At 59.0% G+C, this 16,269-nt stretch carries 11 protein-coding genes and 2 pseudogenes; 5 read left to right on the top strand and 8 right to left on the bottom strand.

All coding sequences use genetic code 11. From position 1 onward, the window contains the following. Positions 1–191: 191 nt before the first annotated feature. The gene (locus ACNJYA_RS12405; protein ID WP_172785477.1) at positions 192–854 is read right to left on the bottom strand and encodes a phytochelatin synthase family protein; all 663 of its coding nucleotides are present in this window, start codon (positions 852–854) and stop codon (positions 192–194) included. 213 nt (positions 855–1,067) lie between these two features. After that, entirely contained in the window at positions 1,068–1,571 is a 504-nt protein-coding gene (locus ACNJYA_RS12400; RefSeq protein WP_212255377.1) for a methyltransferase family protein, read from the bottom strand. 380 nt (positions 1,572–1,951) lie between these two features. Between ACNJYA_RS12400 and ACNJYA_RS12395 the strand changes: the two genes are divergently transcribed. Then, on the top strand, positions 1,952–2,956 hold the full coding sequence (locus ACNJYA_RS12395) for a hypothetical protein (protein ID WP_349628390.1): 1,005 nt from the start codon (positions 1,952–1,954) through the stop codon (positions 2,954–2,956). Between the two features lie 190 nt (positions 2,957–3,146). Here ACNJYA_RS12395 and ACNJYA_RS12390 read toward each other — a convergent pair. Next, positions 3,147–4,340 (bottom strand): annotated as a pseudogene (locus ACNJYA_RS12390) (serine hydrolase domain-containing protein). Positions 4,341–4,358: 18 nt separating this feature from the next. Next, positions 4,359–6,032, bottom strand: a complete 1,674-nt coding sequence (locus ACNJYA_RS12385; RefSeq protein ID WP_212255371.1) for a flavin-containing monooxygenase — start codon at positions 6,030–6,032, stop codon at positions 4,359–4,361. Positions 6,033–6,395: 363 nt separating this feature from the next. On the opposite strand from ACNJYA_RS12385, the gene ACNJYA_RS12380 reads away from it, so the two are divergent. After that, complete coding sequence (locus ACNJYA_RS12380) at positions 6,396–7,283, top strand: helix-turn-helix domain-containing protein (RefSeq protein ID WP_212255369.1); 888 nt, start codon at positions 6,396–6,398, stop codon at positions 7,281–7,283. A 673-nt stretch (positions 7,284–7,956) separates the two neighbouring features. Here the strand turns inward: ACNJYA_RS12380 and ACNJYA_RS12375 are convergent. After that, the gene (locus tag ACNJYA_RS12375) at positions 7,957–9,054 is read right to left on the bottom strand and encodes an alpha/beta fold hydrolase (protein WP_439366510.1); all 1,098 of its coding nucleotides are present in this window, start codon (positions 9,052–9,054) and stop codon (positions 7,957–7,959) included. A gap of 76 nt (positions 9,055–9,130) precedes the next feature. On the opposite strand from ACNJYA_RS12375, the gene ACNJYA_RS12370 reads away from it, so the two are divergent. Further along, positions 9,131–9,727: a phasin family protein gene (locus tag ACNJYA_RS12370; protein WP_439366509.1), complete on the top strand. Its 597-nt coding sequence runs from the start codon at positions 9,131–9,133 to the stop codon at positions 9,725–9,727. 2,055 nt (positions 9,728–11,782) lie between these two features. Here ACNJYA_RS12370 and ACNJYA_RS12365 read toward each other — a convergent pair. Continuing rightward, positions 11,783–11,962 (bottom strand): hypothetical protein, encoded by a 180-nt coding sequence (locus ACNJYA_RS12365; RefSeq protein WP_172785485.1) that lies wholly within the window; start codon positions 11,960–11,962, stop codon positions 11,783–11,785. 741 nt (positions 11,963–12,703) lie between these two features. Between ACNJYA_RS12365 and ACNJYA_RS12360 the strand changes: the two genes are divergently transcribed. Beyond that, positions 12,704–12,847, top strand: a complete 144-nt coding sequence (locus ACNJYA_RS12360) for a hypothetical protein (protein WP_439402980.1) — start codon at positions 12,704–12,706, stop codon at positions 12,845–12,847. A gap of 551 nt (positions 12,848–13,398) precedes the next feature. Here ACNJYA_RS12360 and ACNJYA_RS12355 read toward each other — a convergent pair. After that, positions 13,399–14,964, bottom strand: coding sequence for a winged helix-turn-helix domain-containing tetratricopeptide repeat protein (locus tag ACNJYA_RS12355; RefSeq protein WP_439402979.1), 1,566 nt, complete (start codon positions 14,962–14,964; stop codon positions 13,399–13,401). Between the two features lie 145 nt (positions 14,965–15,109). Between ACNJYA_RS12355 and ACNJYA_RS12350 the strand changes: the two genes are divergently transcribed. Continuing rightward, positions 15,110–15,349, top strand: coding sequence for a DUF1127 domain-containing protein (locus tag ACNJYA_RS12350; RefSeq protein WP_439402978.1), 240 nt, complete (start codon positions 15,110–15,112; stop codon positions 15,347–15,349). A gap of 331 nt (positions 15,350–15,680) precedes the next feature. On the opposite strand, the pseudogene ACNJYA_RS12345 reads toward ACNJYA_RS12350, so the two are convergent. Next, positions 15,681–16,070: pseudogene (locus tag ACNJYA_RS12345) on the bottom strand (EAL domain-containing protein); the annotation flags it as partial. Positions 16,071–16,269 lie beyond the last annotated feature (199 nt).

The raw sequence follows: 16,269 nt of genomic DNA, 5'->3' as shown, positions 1-16,269 counted from the left end.
GCGATGACTTCCGGTCGACCCCGGTGAACGGACATGTCCGCCGCCGGTCGGCATATCTCAAACGGGCCACGAGCAGACCCATCGCAAGGCAGCAGCTCGCAACCTTGTTATTCGACCGCTTGGTCACCTCCACCGCCTCGCTCGCCTTCTTCAGCTCAAGGCTATACGTGACAGACCGCAGAGATTTGCAATTACTCGATCAGCAGCAGCCCGCGCTTCTTGTCGCCATCGTACGTATTTACAGCTGCGAACAGTCGTTTTCGCTCGACTAGCCATGGCTGGTAGCTGGAATTGACATCGAGCACGAAAACTAGATCGTCGGCTTCCAGATAGCCGCCAATGGGCGAATGATGTCCAACACCAGCACCAAAAATTTGCGCGCGATTGAAATTCACGATGTAGCGTCGGCCTGGATCGTTGGAGCGACGCAGATGCTCCAGAAACTGGTCCTCGCTGAGATCACGCAAGACAGTGACTTTGCGGCTCGTGTTGGTCCCCGCGACCTCGGCGAGCTCGTCAAGCGTGAGACCCAGGATGCATAAGCCTGTCCAGCACCGCCCGGTGCCAGCCAACACCTTGCCCTCCGTGCTTGCCGCCTCGCCGAGCGACCTATACGCATTCGCAACAGCTGCAGGTCCGCAACGAGAGCTATTTGACTGCCAGTTAACGTTCCTGTGGAATGTAGCTGCAACTGGCAGGTGCCACGCGCGTTCCATAAGCTCCGGTGTACGTGTTACCGAGGACGCTATGGCTTCTGTCGGCACGCGTGACTGGCCACCAACAAGGGCCCCGGCACCCAGCAGGCCCGCAGTGACAACCATGCAGATAATGCTGACTGAGCGCCACCGCTTCATGGGTCTGAACCTAGCAGCAGTCCGACTGGAGGCTGGCCAGATTATATCCTTAAGCATATTGGTGGGAACAGACCCCATAAATGCCCGTTGAGGGTCCAGCGCGTCGCTACGCGTCAGCGGTGACTTCCGGTTGGTTCTGGTGGAGGGACGTGTTGAGCGCCGGCGGACGGTCTCCAGCGGGCCAAATTCGGTCCTCATAATGCAGCGATCCTTTTATGCGGCTCGCCATGGCGTTACCCGCGGAATCCAGCGTGGCACATTAGCCCGAAAGCTCTCGTACTCCGTGCCAAATGTTCGCTCGAGCGTCGGTTCTTCGTAAATCACCACAAAGACATGGAAAAAAAGCCAGAGTAGCGCGCCGTACCAGAGGAGTCGCCAATCACCAAACAAAAGGGCCTGACCAAAAATGACTGCGACGACCGCGATGTAGATGGGATTTCGCACGTAGCGATAAAGCCCAGTCACTACGAGCGTTTGTGTCGGCGCGATCGGGGCGGGCGTCCCCAGCCCTTCCAGCGCAAAACGGGCAAATGAATCCACGAGTCCGGGCACTCCGACGATGATCAATATACCGCCGAGGATGCGGGTTAGATCGACGCCGAAAAAAGCTGGCCGAAATTCCCACTGCGTGACCCACCAAGGGACGAAGCCTGCCAGCACCAACGGCGCAATGACGAAGAACAGAGCGGAGCCCAAGACGGCAATTGCTTTCGACATTGCGTGCTCCCACAACCCGACAAGAATAGCTTAGCAAATCAATTTCTACGAGCATTGAACGCAATGAAGCGGACATCCCCGCGCTCTGGACTGAAGTCAGCCGCGGGGCCACTTCCAGACATCGCCGATAGGTATAAGATCAGCCGCCACCCGGAGAACGACAAGTGGCCCGAATAACTTCCTTGGTATGCATCCTAACGACTTTCATAATCATTGTGGTCGCCACTCCACGACGGGCTTTGGCAACATCAGAAGCGTCTGCATGCGGGTACCTCGCTGGTCTCATCGATAAGGCACCGCCAGGGCCGTTGTTCTTGCCCAGCTATCCGACCGTGAACTCGGGGCCTCTGCATGGCGCCGCATACCTCTATGACAATGCGGTGGCCGCCATCGCATTGGTCGGTTGCGGTGAGCAAGACAAGGCACGTCGCATCGGCGCGGCGATTCTCTGGGCCATCGACAACGACCGGAGCTGGCATGATGGACGGCTCCGGAACGCTTACGCCGGGGGTGTGGTGACGAATGGCCCTGTCAAGCTTCCGGGGTGGTGGGACAACACGCAGAACAAGTGGTTGGAGGATCGATATCAGGTCGGCAGCGATAACGGTAACATCGCGTGGGCCATGTTGGCGTTGCTGTCGATTGATGATGTGAACACCGGCTCTCGATTCCGCGATGGTGCAGCACGGCTTGGCACCTGGGTCGCGCAATGGGCCGACGGGCGCGGGACTGGCGGTTTCACGGGCGGTACGTTTGGGCACGAACCGACGCCCGAGTTGCGGACATGGAAATCGACTGAACACAATACCGACCTCGCCGCCGCGTTTGGCCTTCTTGCAACCCGTACAGGCGATTCGCGCTGGCGTGACATGGCAACAGCTGCTGAGCGCTTCGTGGATACGATGTGGGATCCGGCATGCGGCTGTTTCGCCGCAGGAACCGCCGAAGACGGCGTCACGCGCAATCCGATTTTGGCCCTTGATGCTCAAGTCTGGCCGTTAACGGCGCTCCCCGGAGCGGCGAGGAAATTTGCGTCGGCCATTACGACCGCCGAACAGCGAATGAGAGTCGACGAGGGCTTTTCTTACGGTGAAGACCGAGATGGTGTGTGGACCGAAGGGACAAGCCAAATGGCTCTCTTGCTGAAATTGCTCGGCAGGGCTGCGGAGGCAAAATCGTTGATCGCTGTCATCGACTCTCAGAGGTCGCCGGATGGCGGGTTCTATGCCACAAGTGTCCGAGCGCTACCGACCGGGTTCATGCTGGATACCGATCCGGCCAAGCCACGACTCTATTTCCGATTGCCACATCTTGGCGCTGCTTCGTGGGCTGCTCTTGCAGAACGCGGGTTCAATCCCTTTACGGCGACAAAAGAACTGCCGTAGTTGAACCGCAGTGGCGCCCGTCCAGCTCCGAATTGGGTCAAAGGCTGCCCTCGGCGGCTCCGGCGATGGCTTCCGCTCAGCCCTCGGAAGCGGACGGTGCGAGCCTAAGAGGGGAAGTCAGCCACGGGCCAAATGCGGAACAATCGCACGCGGCCGCTGTGGCCGCGTGCGAAGGAGATCAGGCCAGTCGCTAACTTACCATTCGCTGTTTCAGGCTCTGGTAAAATGCCGTCTCAAAATTCATGTAGCCGATAAACGACGCCGGATCACCGAAGGGAAGAATCTGTGTAGCCCAGAACCCGCCAAAGCCGTTCTGGCGATCGATCCAGTAAAACAGGTTGGCAAGGCCAGCCCAACCGAGCGCGCCGGCAGGACGGCCAGTGGGAGCTTCTTCATCATTGACCATGAAGCTCAGCGCTCAAGACTTGGACTGGCCGGGGAAGAACTCGGCATCATTGCACAGCGACGGGATGACGCCCGTGATCGGCGTCACCTTCTTGTCACCCAGTTGGTTCTTTTCCGCCATGCGGACGGTCTCCGCTTTCAACACCCGGCCGTGCTCGCCCACGCCGTCATTCAGCCACATGCGGATGAAACGCATGTAGTCGCCGATCGTGCTGTAAAGGCCGTGGCCACCCATGTGCACTTCGGGCTTGGCAGGCAGTTCGAAATCCATCGGTGTGAGCGACCCGTCGGCGCCTCGCGCATGGATCCCGGCGAGCCTCTGGCGCATCGCATCGGTCAGCTCGAACGTCGTCTCCTTCATGCGTAGCGGCTCGAAAATCCGAGTCTGGAATACCTCGCCGAGCCGGCACCCCCTGATGGCCTCGACGATCTGACCGCACCAGTCAAGATTGGTTCCGTATTCCCACCGTTCGCCGGGATCGAAAAGCAGCGGAGTCATCAGGCAGGCCTTGGAAGCGGTGATGACGCTTGGCTGACCCTTTTCCTGGGCCAGACGGTTATAGGTGTGGTTGATGAAGTCGTAGCTGAGACCTGCGGTATGGACCATCAGCATGCGCGTGGTGATGTCGCGTTTGGGCGCACGCAGGATCGGCTCGCCCTGGGCATCAAAACCCTCGATGACCTGGAGCTTGCCGATCTCGGGCGCGTAGCGCTTGGCGGGCGTGTCGAGATCGAGCTTGCCCTCTTCGACGAGCTGCAGGACCGCCGTGGCGGTGATTGCCTTGGTCGTGGAAAAGATGGCGAAGATGCTGTCGGTTGTCATCTCGGCCGGTCGGTCGAGACGGCGCTTGCCGGCAGCGCCTTCGTAGATGTTGCGATGGCGGTTCGTCACCATCGCGACGACACCGGGCACGCGCGGAGTGGATGTAACGACATCGTTGAGAACGGCGTCAGCCGCTGCAGTGAAATTCGTGTTCATGGTCTCCTCCCTCTGCATCTAAATGACGTTCTCCGTGGCGGCTTCGCGAGGACTCTGCATCGCAAAGCCTTGGTAGCCATTCGCGGCGACCTCGTCGCATTTCTGGCGATAACTGCCGACACCGCCGCAATAGGACAGAACGCGGCGCGGCTTGCCTTCGACATTCGAGCCCAAGTACCAGGAATTGGTCTTGGCGATCAGCGTCGCATTGGCGATCTCATCGTGATGCGCCACCCAGCTGTCCTCGGCGTCCTTCGTCGGCTCGACGACGTCAAGGCTCTTGCTGCGCATGTACCTGATGCAACCGTCGATCCATTCGACCTGCTGCTGCAGGCATGTCGTCATGTTGCAGAGCGCCGCCGAAGGCGCGAGCGGCACGGCGGTGGTGAAGAGATTCGGGTAGCCGTGAACCTGCAGACCCATCGTCGTGCGGATGTCCCTGCTCCAGTCTTCCTTCAGCGAACGGCCCCCCCGACCCCTGATATCGATGCGCGTCAACGCACCGGTTCCGGCGTCGAATCCGGTTGCCAGAATGATGATGTCGAGCTCGTGGATCGTTCCGTCGGCCGTCTGGATGCCCGCAGGCGTCACACGTTCGATCGGGTTGGATTTGACGCCGACGATCTCGACATTCGGACGATGGAAGGCTTCGAGAAACTTTTGCTCCAGTGGCACACGGTGCGTCCCGAAGCCATAATCGGTCGGAATTAGGGCTTCGCACAGCTTCGAATCCTTGAGCCGCTCGCGCATCTTCTCGCGCACGAATTCGGAGATCTCGGCGTTGACCTCGGGGTCAAAAAACAGCTCGGCGAAGGACGATATCCACAGCTTCAGGGAGCCGTCATCCCAGCAAGCCTGGAGTACCTCTCGGCGACGCTCCGGGGTGAGACCTGCCCAGGTGTGCTCGAAGTCGTATTCGAACCCGGTAAAGGTGTGCGGCAGGCGCTCGGTGAACGACGTGAACTTCGACTTATAGGCCTCGACATCGGCCGCGCCGTATTTCGGATTCTTCATCGGGATGATGTATTGCGGGGTGCGGATGAACACTTTGAGATGGCCGACCTCGCCGGCGATTGTCTGTATGACCTGAATGCCTGTCGCGCCGTTACCAATGACGCCGACACGCTTGCCTGCGAGGTCGACCGGCTGCTTCGGCCAGCGCGCCGTGTGAAACAACTGCCCCTTGAATGTCTCTTGACCTGGAAAGGACACGTGTGGGGCCGAGAGCATGCCGCAGCAGGTAACCAGGAACTGGGTGTCGATCACGTCACCCTTCTCGGTCGTGACCAGCCAGCGGTGGGTTGCCTCGTTGAAATGCGCGCTATTGACCGTGGTACTGAACTGGATGTCCTTGCGGAGATCCAGACGGTCGGCGACGTAGTTCAGCCAACGTTCGATTTCCGGCTGGCCCGGGAATTTCTCGCTCCAGCTCCATCCCTTGTAGAGCTCCTCGGAGAAGAGATACTGATAAATATAGGCTTCCGAATCGAAGCGCGCGCCGGGATAGCGATTCCAATACCAGGTGCCGCCGACGCCGGGGGCTGCGTCAATCGCCATCACCTTCAACCCCTGCTCGCGCAGACGGTAGAGCGCATAGAGTCCGGCGACGCCGGCTCCGATCACCACCGCATCGAAGCGCGCCGTCACATGCGCGCCGTTGCCTCCGTTGGACTTGGTCGCGTCTTCCGCCATATTTCCCTCCTTGATGTTTTCTGAGTGCGCACGGCCTTGCCCACCCGTCGCGTGGTCGGGTGGTGGTGCATCGCATCATTTTCCGTTTCGACAGATCGAAGGGGCGGTTTCACCCGTTTGCGCCGCTCTCTCCGCTCATGCCTGAAACGCGAGACAGCCTACGAGCGTGCTGACGCTCGCGGCTTGAACGAAACCGACAATCCTTTGAACGACGTGGGTGGCGCCGCGCCGCGAGGGCCGCAGTTCCTGGTGCAACTCGCTTGGCAAATGACAAAACCAGCTTATGCTGCGCGGTTGCCATCCGGCCAATGAGAGAAAAAAGCGGCTAACGCTTCCCAGAATCCAGGGAGGGAGGCTTGCGCGATGGGCCAATTCATCACGGTCGAGGAGCTGCCGCGCTACGCTCCTGGCGAACTGATGTTGGACAGCTCCGCGGTGGGAAAGGCCGATTTTCGGCTACGGGTGTTCCGCTATGCACCGTCTGACATCTGGGTGCCCCCGTCCGAGAACTATCTGATCGTCCTCTACCGCGAGGGCGCGACAGCGATGAACCGCAGGGTTACCGGGGCCTGGAAGCAGGATCACGTCGGCCGCGGCATCACGACGCTGCTCACGCGCGCGGAAGGCTCGAACTGGCGATGGAGCCAGGATATCGAGGTCAGTCATTTCTACATTTCACCGGCGTTTATGGCGAAGACTGCAAGCGAGGCGTTCGATCGCGATGCGCAACACGTCGAACTCCACGACTTGCTCAAGGTCGAAGACCCAATCCTGACCTGGATTGGTGATCAGATGGTGCAGGAGGTTGCGGCGGGGGGCCCCGGTGGCCGGCTCTGCTACGATGCGCTGGCGCTTCAGGCCAGCGTGCACGTCCTGCGAAGATATGCCTCGGTGCAGTTCAAATTGCCCTGTTCACAGGGGCGTTTCAGGCCTGCCCATGCAAGACTGATCGAGGACTATATCGAACAAAACATCTCGAGAAACATTACGCTCGAGGAATTGGCCAATATCTGCAACTGCTCGCCCGTTCAGTTCGCACGCAAATTCCATGTGCATTATGGAATGCGGCCACACGCCTTTGTCTTGAGCCGCAAGGTGGAACGCGCGTGCCAGTATCTGCGCAAGGATCGCCTGGCGTTGAAAGAGATCGCGCTGCTGAGCGGATTTTCAGATCAGAGTCACCTCAATCGAATCTTCCGCCGGCAGATGAACATGACGCCGGCGGAATATCGCAGGCAATACATGGGCTAGGCCGCTTTCTCTCTCGCTGGGCATTGCCTATGCGGTCGAGTAGGGCTGGCTGATGCTTCACGAAAGCGGAACTTACGCGAAGCTGCTCGCCCCCGGCGAAGATCTCCTCGCGACCGCTACGTCCGCAATGGCTTGGAATATCCCAGCCTTGCCGCCCTGCTCCGCGCGATCGAGGCCGAACAAACCTACAAGGAGACGTGATATGGAGCTGGCCCTCAGAACGTCCCTACGCTCTTCTCCATTGGCTCAGATCACACCCACGATGATCAATACTCCGAGCTCAATCAGTAGGAGCGTACCGGTTCCTGCGGAGATGAGAAACAAATCACCTAGTGACAAGTGCATGATCTGGCTCACATTTTGCCCTAGAAGCGGCCCTTGCATCCCTGGAACAGGGCTGGCAGGGCGGGATGATGGGGGCCGCTTCTAGGAGGTCCTTGACGCGTTCATCCGGCGCCAAGCGGTTCTCATTCTAATCCAAATTTAAATCTCGTCCAGCATTTAATTTATTTAAAGTAGCTGATTATATATTAACATTTAATCGAGCCACAGCTCGAGAATGCCTGGGATGGCACCATGTCGGATGCGTTGTTCGATTACTCTGAGGATCCAAGTGAGCTCAGACAGGCTGTTGAGCCGGAGGATAGGCCAACTAGACAACCCCTCCCTCCTCCTATCTCGTCATTGAATTGACGGCTTCCGCAATGGCAACGGGGTCTGCGTGCGTGACCATATGTCCGGCATTCGGAACCAGGTGAAGATCGGACCGAGGCAGCGCCTGATGTAAATCTCGAGCTTGTTTCTGTTCGATCACCTGGTCCTCTGCTCCATGGAAGATTTTCACGCGGGGGCTCATGGTCGAATAGTGGGCTTGGAACTGTGTTGCAGTTGGAATGAGGAGTGCGCTTTCCTCCGCAGCCGCTCTCAATTGTGTGGGCCTGAGAACGAGAGACGCTGGAAATTCGTTCTTGAATGTCGACGGGACGGACCGGGGCGCGAAAATCTTGCGGAAGGCTCCCGGCAACATGGCCCAGGAGATGATCGGCGCGACAGTGTAGCTGACCAAGTCGCCCAAGACCGGTATGGCCGGACCTGACATCAACCACACATCCAATCGGATGGTCGGGAAGTAGTAGCCGGACGCAAGCACAAGACCCCGGATCGGATAATCCTTCCGCATCCCGAGAGCGATAGCGACCAAGGCGCCCCAAGAATGGCCCAGCACCACAGGATCGCGGATCCCGAGTTGCTCGAGTCCCTTCACCAGCAGAGCTGCTTGAGCCGCTGCGCTCCATACTCGGAGCCGCGGCCGCTGACTATAGCCAAAGCCCGGACGGTCAAAGCACACCACGCGATTGCTGCGGGCAAGAAGATCGACCAGCCCACCGATTATGAAGTCCTGGATCATGGATCCGTTGCCATGAAGCAGCACGACGCAAGGGGCCGCGGGATCGCCCCGATCGATATAGTGGAGTACCACGCCGTCGCACTCGAGAAACTTGCCGATAGGCGGATTTCTTCGCTCGGCCAGTTTGGAGAAGCCGATGTTGCCGATGACGAGAAGCGCCAACATCAAGATAACGATGAGCAGGACGGTTTCAGCGGTGGTCATGACTGAGCCTTGAGTTAGGACCAAGAAACGTCTGATCCGCAGCGCGAGCAGACGAGCCAAACCAAGGAATAATTGGAAGTTGAAGTGCTCGTTCCTGCGCGCAATCGCGGAGGATTGATTAAAAGATCGCTCGGTCCGGAACGGCGCAGAATTGCTCACGTTTGCTCGCTAAGGATCGCATGTGACGAAGCGCATAGCGATCCGACCTCACCAACAAGAACGATGGAGCAACGAAATGGCCAATCCACGCCCAGAGGAAAAACCCACCCAAAGCCCTGAAGACACAATCCGCCGCGCCGGCGAGAGGACCGCCGAGCAGACCAGGCGGATCGGCTTGGCCACCGCCGAGGCGGGGGAGGAGGTGGCGCAAGCCAGCGGCCATCTCTTGCGACAAAATACCGAGATGTTGCAAAACGCTTGGCGCTTCGGACTCGACATGGCTGCGGCCATGATGGGTCGCTCGACTGATCAGCTGGGTCGCACGTTCGGTTTGACCGGCAATGAGGCGCAGCAGGCAGCGGAACGCTCGGTCCGCAATGCCGAAGCAATCATATACTCTACGACTGCAGTCGCCAAAGGAATGAATGGTGCATCGCGTGAGTGCTTCGATTTCGTTCGACAGCAGATCGAGAGGACCATGGACCGCACGAATGAACTCTGGAACTGCCGCACTCCTCACGATTTGGCCGCTGTGCAAACCGATCTGATGCGCGACACGATCAGGAGTGCGTTGGATACCAGCCGCCGGATGGCGGACTTGTCTCTGAAGGTGGCGGACGATGCCGGAAATCATATAACTCGGAGCATCGAACGCATGCGGCAGGCAGCCTAGGCGCGGCTACAATCATGGCACCGGCGCGGCGGACTCTCAGCCGCGCCTATGCCTGTCCCGCCCGCGAAGTTTCCGGCTTCGCCGCTTGCTTAAAGCAAGGCGGCACGGCCACACTAGGGCCCACAAGCAGACGAGAAAACTTGATTTACTGGCAGCCGTTGAAGAGCTTTAGGGGGAAGCCCACCATCCGTCGGGAAATGGCTCAAGCAACATCCAATCGATTAAGTTGTCGTTCTGAGGGACCCTGAGACCTCCTGCATTTCTGCCTGGTGGCGTGTAGCAGCGGAGGCGGACAGACAGGGCGCCGCGATCACGACCTCGGAGGCGGTGCGAAGCATGGCGTCTAGAGCGCAATGCGGGCGCACCTCGGGCGACGCGCTCTGCATCTTCGACCAGGCTTCGAAGATCTTCCAGTTCTGAGAGCTGAGAGGCGAGTTCGCCAAGTTGTTGCCGATAAAGCATTGCGCGAGAGCTTCGCATAAATGTCCTCCACAGTACAAAAAGCACTACTAAGACGGATCAAAGCAATCGGCATAAACTGGCAATCTACCATAGCCAAAAATCGGCTTTCAATACGTCAGGCTCATTGCCTCATACGGGGCTATCGCCGTCGAGTGTCTGTAGCAGCGAAGGGCAGCTGGGGGGTCACAAGCGGCGGTCGTGGCAAGCGCAGCCCTACGCCCGGTTTACGGGCAATAGCCGACAAGCATCGAAACTGCCGTTTAAAAGCGAGGGGCGGCCTCAGGCAGGAAGTCCACCCGTAAATTTCCCAAGTGTCGGCAATTTCGCTCGCTGGTTAACTGGTGCGGATCGAGCGCCGCATCATGAAAACTCCGAAGCCAAAACAATGGGCCGAGCAGGAGGTCCGACGGTTGATCACGCTGGCCCGACAGGGAGTTGGCGCCTCAAAGATAGCCGCCGAACTCGGCCGCCACGCCGGATCGGTGAGGCGCATGGCGCGAACGTTGGGACTGCTGTTGAAGAAGTAGTCCCCGAGCGATCTTGAAGGCAGCGCGGGCGGACCTACAGCCCGAAACCTTGGCCAACGTCCCGTATCAGCCTCAGCGCGGCGACAGTATTGCGGCCGTGGAAGAGCGCGCGATCGAGCTGCGAAAGCATGCTCATTCCAAATAGCGCGATAGCAATGCCTCTAAACATGGTTGTGGACCGGGTTGAACGATGCAGCGAAAAGTTCAAAACGGCCCCAGCCGCAGGTTGGGAGAAACAGCCGGGGCCGGCATTCCCATTCCAATGTGCCGCGATCGGCGGTAATCGGCACGCTCCCAGCAAGCCACATGAAAGCTAACGAACTGTTTCGAAGGACCCGAATTCGAAACCGAAGCGCCTGGTCTCACAAGCGTGCACTTCGCAACGCAACGTAGCGCCAACAGCCCGTAATTCTACGTTGGGAGCGCCCCCGGAGCGGCAGACTGGTCGCCGTGGGTGTGGATGAAACCCTGCGGCTCGCGTAGCATCGGCAAGGGTCCAACGTCTCGCCGGGATCAGACAAATGAGCCGTTTCCTGCTGTGCCGTGTAGCCGCTACCTGCTTCGCCGGAGCTTTGGTCTTCCATTCCTCCGAAGCAAATGCCGTCTTTTGGCGCGGCATCACCGCGCCAACAAACATCGATATTCACGGGTGGCCGATCATCAAAGAGCCCCCGCCGAGTCCATGCCAGTGGATACGGGTCAGCGGTGGCTACTGGGTCCGACAGTGCGTTTACTAGGCCCCCGATCGCGAAATGATTGGTGATGATGTCGGCGGTATCGCTGTCCACATAGGAGCGCGAGTGCGGCGCTTGCTGGTGCAAGCGAGGTTTTCGTGTCGAGCACGGTCGTGGCGGGCTGCTTCACCTTGATCGGACTCATCTCCTGCAAGCAGATCTTTCTGCTCTTCGAGCGCAGATCGGCAACGAGCCAGAAGGCGACGCGGACCCTAGAGAGCCTTGCCTAATAGCCAACTGGGCTAACAGTTGATCACCACAGCCAACCATCGGTCCCGGTGGCTCGCATGGGAGGTCCATCGAAACGCAGCGCTTGGTCTGCTGTGGTACATTCACCCTTTTTGTTTCTCTTTTGCGCTTCTTCCATCGGAGCTTTTAGAGCGTTCTTCGAAGCGATCAGCGCCCTTCGCTAGATCGTGTCCCGTCTTGCTCTCGTTTTTCGCTTCTTCCTTAGCAGTCGCCTCGCGCAAGCCTTCAGCGGCCCGTTTCCCAGCTTTTCGTTCGTCATCCATGTGAAGCACCTTCCCTGACTATCACCACGCTTCGCCAGGAATATTCTGTGCCAATCCCAGCCAAGCCATAACACACTTCAATCAGATCGCTTGGACATTGTTCCAGTTGCAAGTGCGTATACTGGCTTAGAGCTGACCTCAGACGAGCCGCGCAGTCTTTGTCCGCCGAAAGAGAGTTCGAAGATTGCAACAGCATGTCCGCTTCGGGTCAACAGCGCCGATTGGCCCGCGGTGGGGTGCTTCCGCTTTGCCCCGACCCGGACAACTCGCCGCGACGCGCTAATGGAAGCAATGGGCCATAAACCGTTCTTCCCTCAGGATAGGCGACCGATTCTGGAGCCTTGCAAAATCTCTCGCCGCACGCACCACGCCCAGTGAATGCCACCGCGCCGACGCCGCTCAGCAAATTTGTTAAAAATGCAATTCCGCCTGCAGGGGAAAATTTGCGTGTGTGCGCCTTGATGTGGCTCGCCGTTGCGAGCCATGGAGGCGTGTAGCGATGGGACAAACGAGTCGAATTTTGAAGCGGGCAACCGTCCTGCCGGATCTCCTGAAAATGCTTCAGGAACTCGAGGATTTACGAGAGAAGGTCCGGCTGGCAGAAGCCGCTCGTGTGTTGCACTAACGTCCGCCGATTTGAGGCGATGCTCCCGTGCGCCTTTAGTGGCGGGGGCCGAGGTAGGCAGAGCCGTTATGCGAGGAGTTCGGGAACGACTGCCCATCCAGCCACTTGCCTGAGGCATGAAGGACGACCCGGTCGTTCTACTCCCCGGAATGCTCGAGCCCTTGCGGCTCGCGCGCGTTTACGGCCTTCTCGTCGAGCGCATTGACGGTCTTTATCACCCCGGCGAGCCGACGGAGCAAGGCATGCATGCGGCAGAATGATGCCGTCCGGCCTCACCGGCGCGCCGACCGTTCTGAGCGGCGGGCAGAGCATTCGAATTTGCAATGCAGCATGGTCCAATCCTCTTGCCGCGCCACAAATCCGCGAATAACGTCGGCCCCCTTGTTTGTAACTAGTTGGGTGGCTCGGATGAGGGATTTTCAAGCCAAGGTAGAGCGGTATGAGAGCCTTGCTGCTGAATGCGAATTGATTGCCAAGAGGGCAAATGAGAGCAATCGGGGCTTTTATTTGCGAGCGAGCGAGCACTATCGCCAATTGGCGGGCGAGGTCCGTGCTCTGATTGCGACGTTCGATCTCGCAGCCTAGGTGCCCGTCACTGCGACCTGAACCTCACCGCCGAACCGTCCTTCGGCACCTCCGAGGCCGCGGTTCGAAAGGTGGTGGAGACCCGCGTAGGGAAAAGGCTAGGTCCGTTTAGCCGCTAGGAGCGGACGCCGCCGAAACGCGCGAGCACGGCCGCAAAGGGCCAAAACCCGGCTCATGCGCGGCGCTTGCAGGGCCGCTAGTGCATCATCTCGCCAAAATAGGACTGCTATTCGGGTAACCCCGCTTTCCGGAGCCCCTCGATCAGCAGCTTCGCGTTCGATTGCCCGCCCCGGGCTATCCACCCTGATATGTTAAAGGCGGCGTCGAGCTCAATCAGACGTGCCGCCGCTTCGCGTGACTCCGCATCCCGTCCGAGATGGGCGTATGCGGACGCGAGGCAGCGGTAAGTTGATGAATAGGAGGCGTTCTGACGCTCGGCCTTCTTTCCTGCTTCGACGGCCTCCTCAAAGCGACCAAGCTCAATCAAGGCCATCCCGATCCCGGCCATCACCGCGTGCAGCACCGGATCTAATGGGCTCATGCGGACGGCATGTTCAAAGCTGAGGATTGCTTCCTCGGGTAACCCCGCAATCCTGTAGACGTGACCTCTGCAGACCAAGGCTTGAAATGCATTCGGGTTAAGAGCGACCGCACGGTTCGCCATTTCGATCTCGGTTTGCCCAGCGCCGATCATGATTGCCGAGACAAAGCTGGCGGATGCTAACGTGTCTGCATCACCGTCGTCGATGCTCAATGCGAGGCGAGCAAGTCGAAGTGCCTCTCGGCGCTCGAATTGAGGATCGACAGCAAAGCCGAAGACGACGTTGAGCGCGTGACAGTTACCTGCCAGGCCGGCAGCCAGACCGAGCCGAGGGTCGAGCTCCAAGGCGCGATGAGCCAGCCTTATCGCCTCGGCAAAGCTTTCGCGGGTCATCGAACGGAACTCGCCCACGGCCCGGAGGTAAAAATCATAGGCGGTGAGATTCTCCGGTCGCCGCCGCGTCGCCATTGCGATCTCCGTTTGGAGCAGCTTCGGCTGAATGGCGGAGACAACCGCTAGCGTGATTTCATCTTGGAGAACGAAGACGTCTGTCAGGTCACGTTCGTATCTGTCCGCCCAGACATGAGCCCCTGTGGCTGCATCGATCAATTGTCCTGCGATGCGAACTTTTCCTGCGGCCTTGCGCACAGACCCTTCAAGCACATAGCGCACACCGAGCCTGCGCCCGACCTCCTTGATGTCTACAGCTCGGCCCTTGAAGGTGAAACTTGAATTTCGGGCGATAACGAACAGGGACTTGAACCGCGAAAGCGCCGTGATGATCTCCTCCACTATTCCGTCGGCAAAATACTCCTGCTCGGCATCACCGCTCATGTTCTCGAACGGCAGCACAGCAATCGAGGGCTTGTCGGGCAGTGGAAGGGGGGCTTCCGTGAATTCAATATCGCGGCTCAAGATCGCCGCCGCGCCGGAAAGCTGGTTCACCTCGCGGACCGTGCCGATGAAACGAAAACCCTTGCGCGGTAACGTCTTGATCAGGCGCTGTGCCTCACCGGAATCGCCGATCGCGCTTCGCGCGGCATTCAGGCGGGTCGTCAACGCCGCGTCAGATACGCTGCGACCATTCCAAATGGCGTTGACGAGGTCGTCCTTGCTTACAACCCGCTCCCTGTTGCGGATCAGGTAATCGAGCAGGTCAAAAACCTGCGGTGTGATCGACACCGCATCAGTGCCCCGCTGCAGCTCGCGCCGGTCGGTGTCGAATGCGTATTCCTCGAAAAGATAGCGCAAGCTGCCATTCCTTCTCGGGGCCGCCTCTGTATTAGCGCATGAAGAATAAGCCGCCGGTAAGAGAAATGTAAGCCACCAGTTAAGCGCGCCGGCACCTCTTGCGGCAACTTCCGTCCTAGTGAGCAGTCCAGACAGGACACCCTCAATGAGCACGATCCACGGGACCACCGAGCTGGGACCGGCAACAGCAAGGCGGCAGGTCTACAGTCCTCTCGAAGCATACTGGAATGCATTTCAGGAGTGGCGCAAACGCCGGAGATTACTGGCCAACTTGTGCGACTTAGGTGACAGGGAGCTTATGGATATCGGTATTACGCGCGGCGAAATCGACTACGTCGCCTCGCACCGAGATTGCGATCCGCGAGGCATCCTATCCGGTGAATGAATGCCGATGGTAACGAAGGAAGGTCGGATTGGTCACAACCAGAAGGCGTCATGGCGCAGATGCTGACCTCCGATACGGGTCAGACTGAGAAGAGCTCGGGCTGAGCAAATCTGGTCCGGTATGCTCCGCTGAGCAGACGCCGGCAGGCCGTGCCGCCACTTCGCATTCGGGCCACTGGCGGTCATTCGGCACCCGGGCTTACTCTGGCAACCCCGCTTTCCGAAGGCCCTCAAGCAACAACTTCAAGTTCGACGTCCCGCCCCGCGCGATCATCGCAGATACTGTAAAGCCGGGATCAAACTCAAGCACATGGGCAGCCGCCTCACGCGCCTCAACGTCGCGTCCAAGATGAGCGAAAGCAGACGCGAGACAGCGGTACGTTGGTCCAAAGGAGGGGTTCCAGGAACTGCTTCTCGAATGCCTCGGCCGGCATCGGACGACCGAAGAAATAACCCTGCCCTTCCTCGCATCCCATGCTGACCAGGAGGTCGGCCGTTGCGCGGTTCTCGATGCCTTCGGCCACGACCGTGAGACCGAGCTGCTTGCTGAGGCCGATGGTCGATCCAACGATGGCAGCGTCGTCGGAGTTCGAAAGAAGACCGAAGACGAACGACCGGTCGATCTTGAGGCCGTCGAGCGGAAACTTCTTGAGATAGCTCAGGCTCGCATAACCGGTGCCGAAATCATCGGACAGGATCCGGACGCCGAGCTCCTGAATCCGAGGTGTTGACGACAGGCATGAATTCGGCTGGCGCGACGTGAAGCGCAAATGCCCTGGCCCTTGGAAGATTTTCATCCGCCCACCGGTCGACATGGGCTCTCAAGCCCGCGCTATCCCGCGGGCTTGAGCTTAAGAGTTCGGTACGCGGGTCAATACCCGAATATTGCGCCGGTCCTCGGTTCGCGATGAGACCGGCTTG

The organism is Bradyrhizobium sp. BLXBL-01 (assembly GCF_051853025.1).
GTDB lineage: Bacteria > Pseudomonadota > Alphaproteobacteria > Rhizobiales > Xanthobacteraceae > Bradyrhizobium.
The sequence above is the reverse complement of the archived record's forward strand: the minus strand, read 5'-3'. Positions and strand labels throughout refer to the sequence as shown.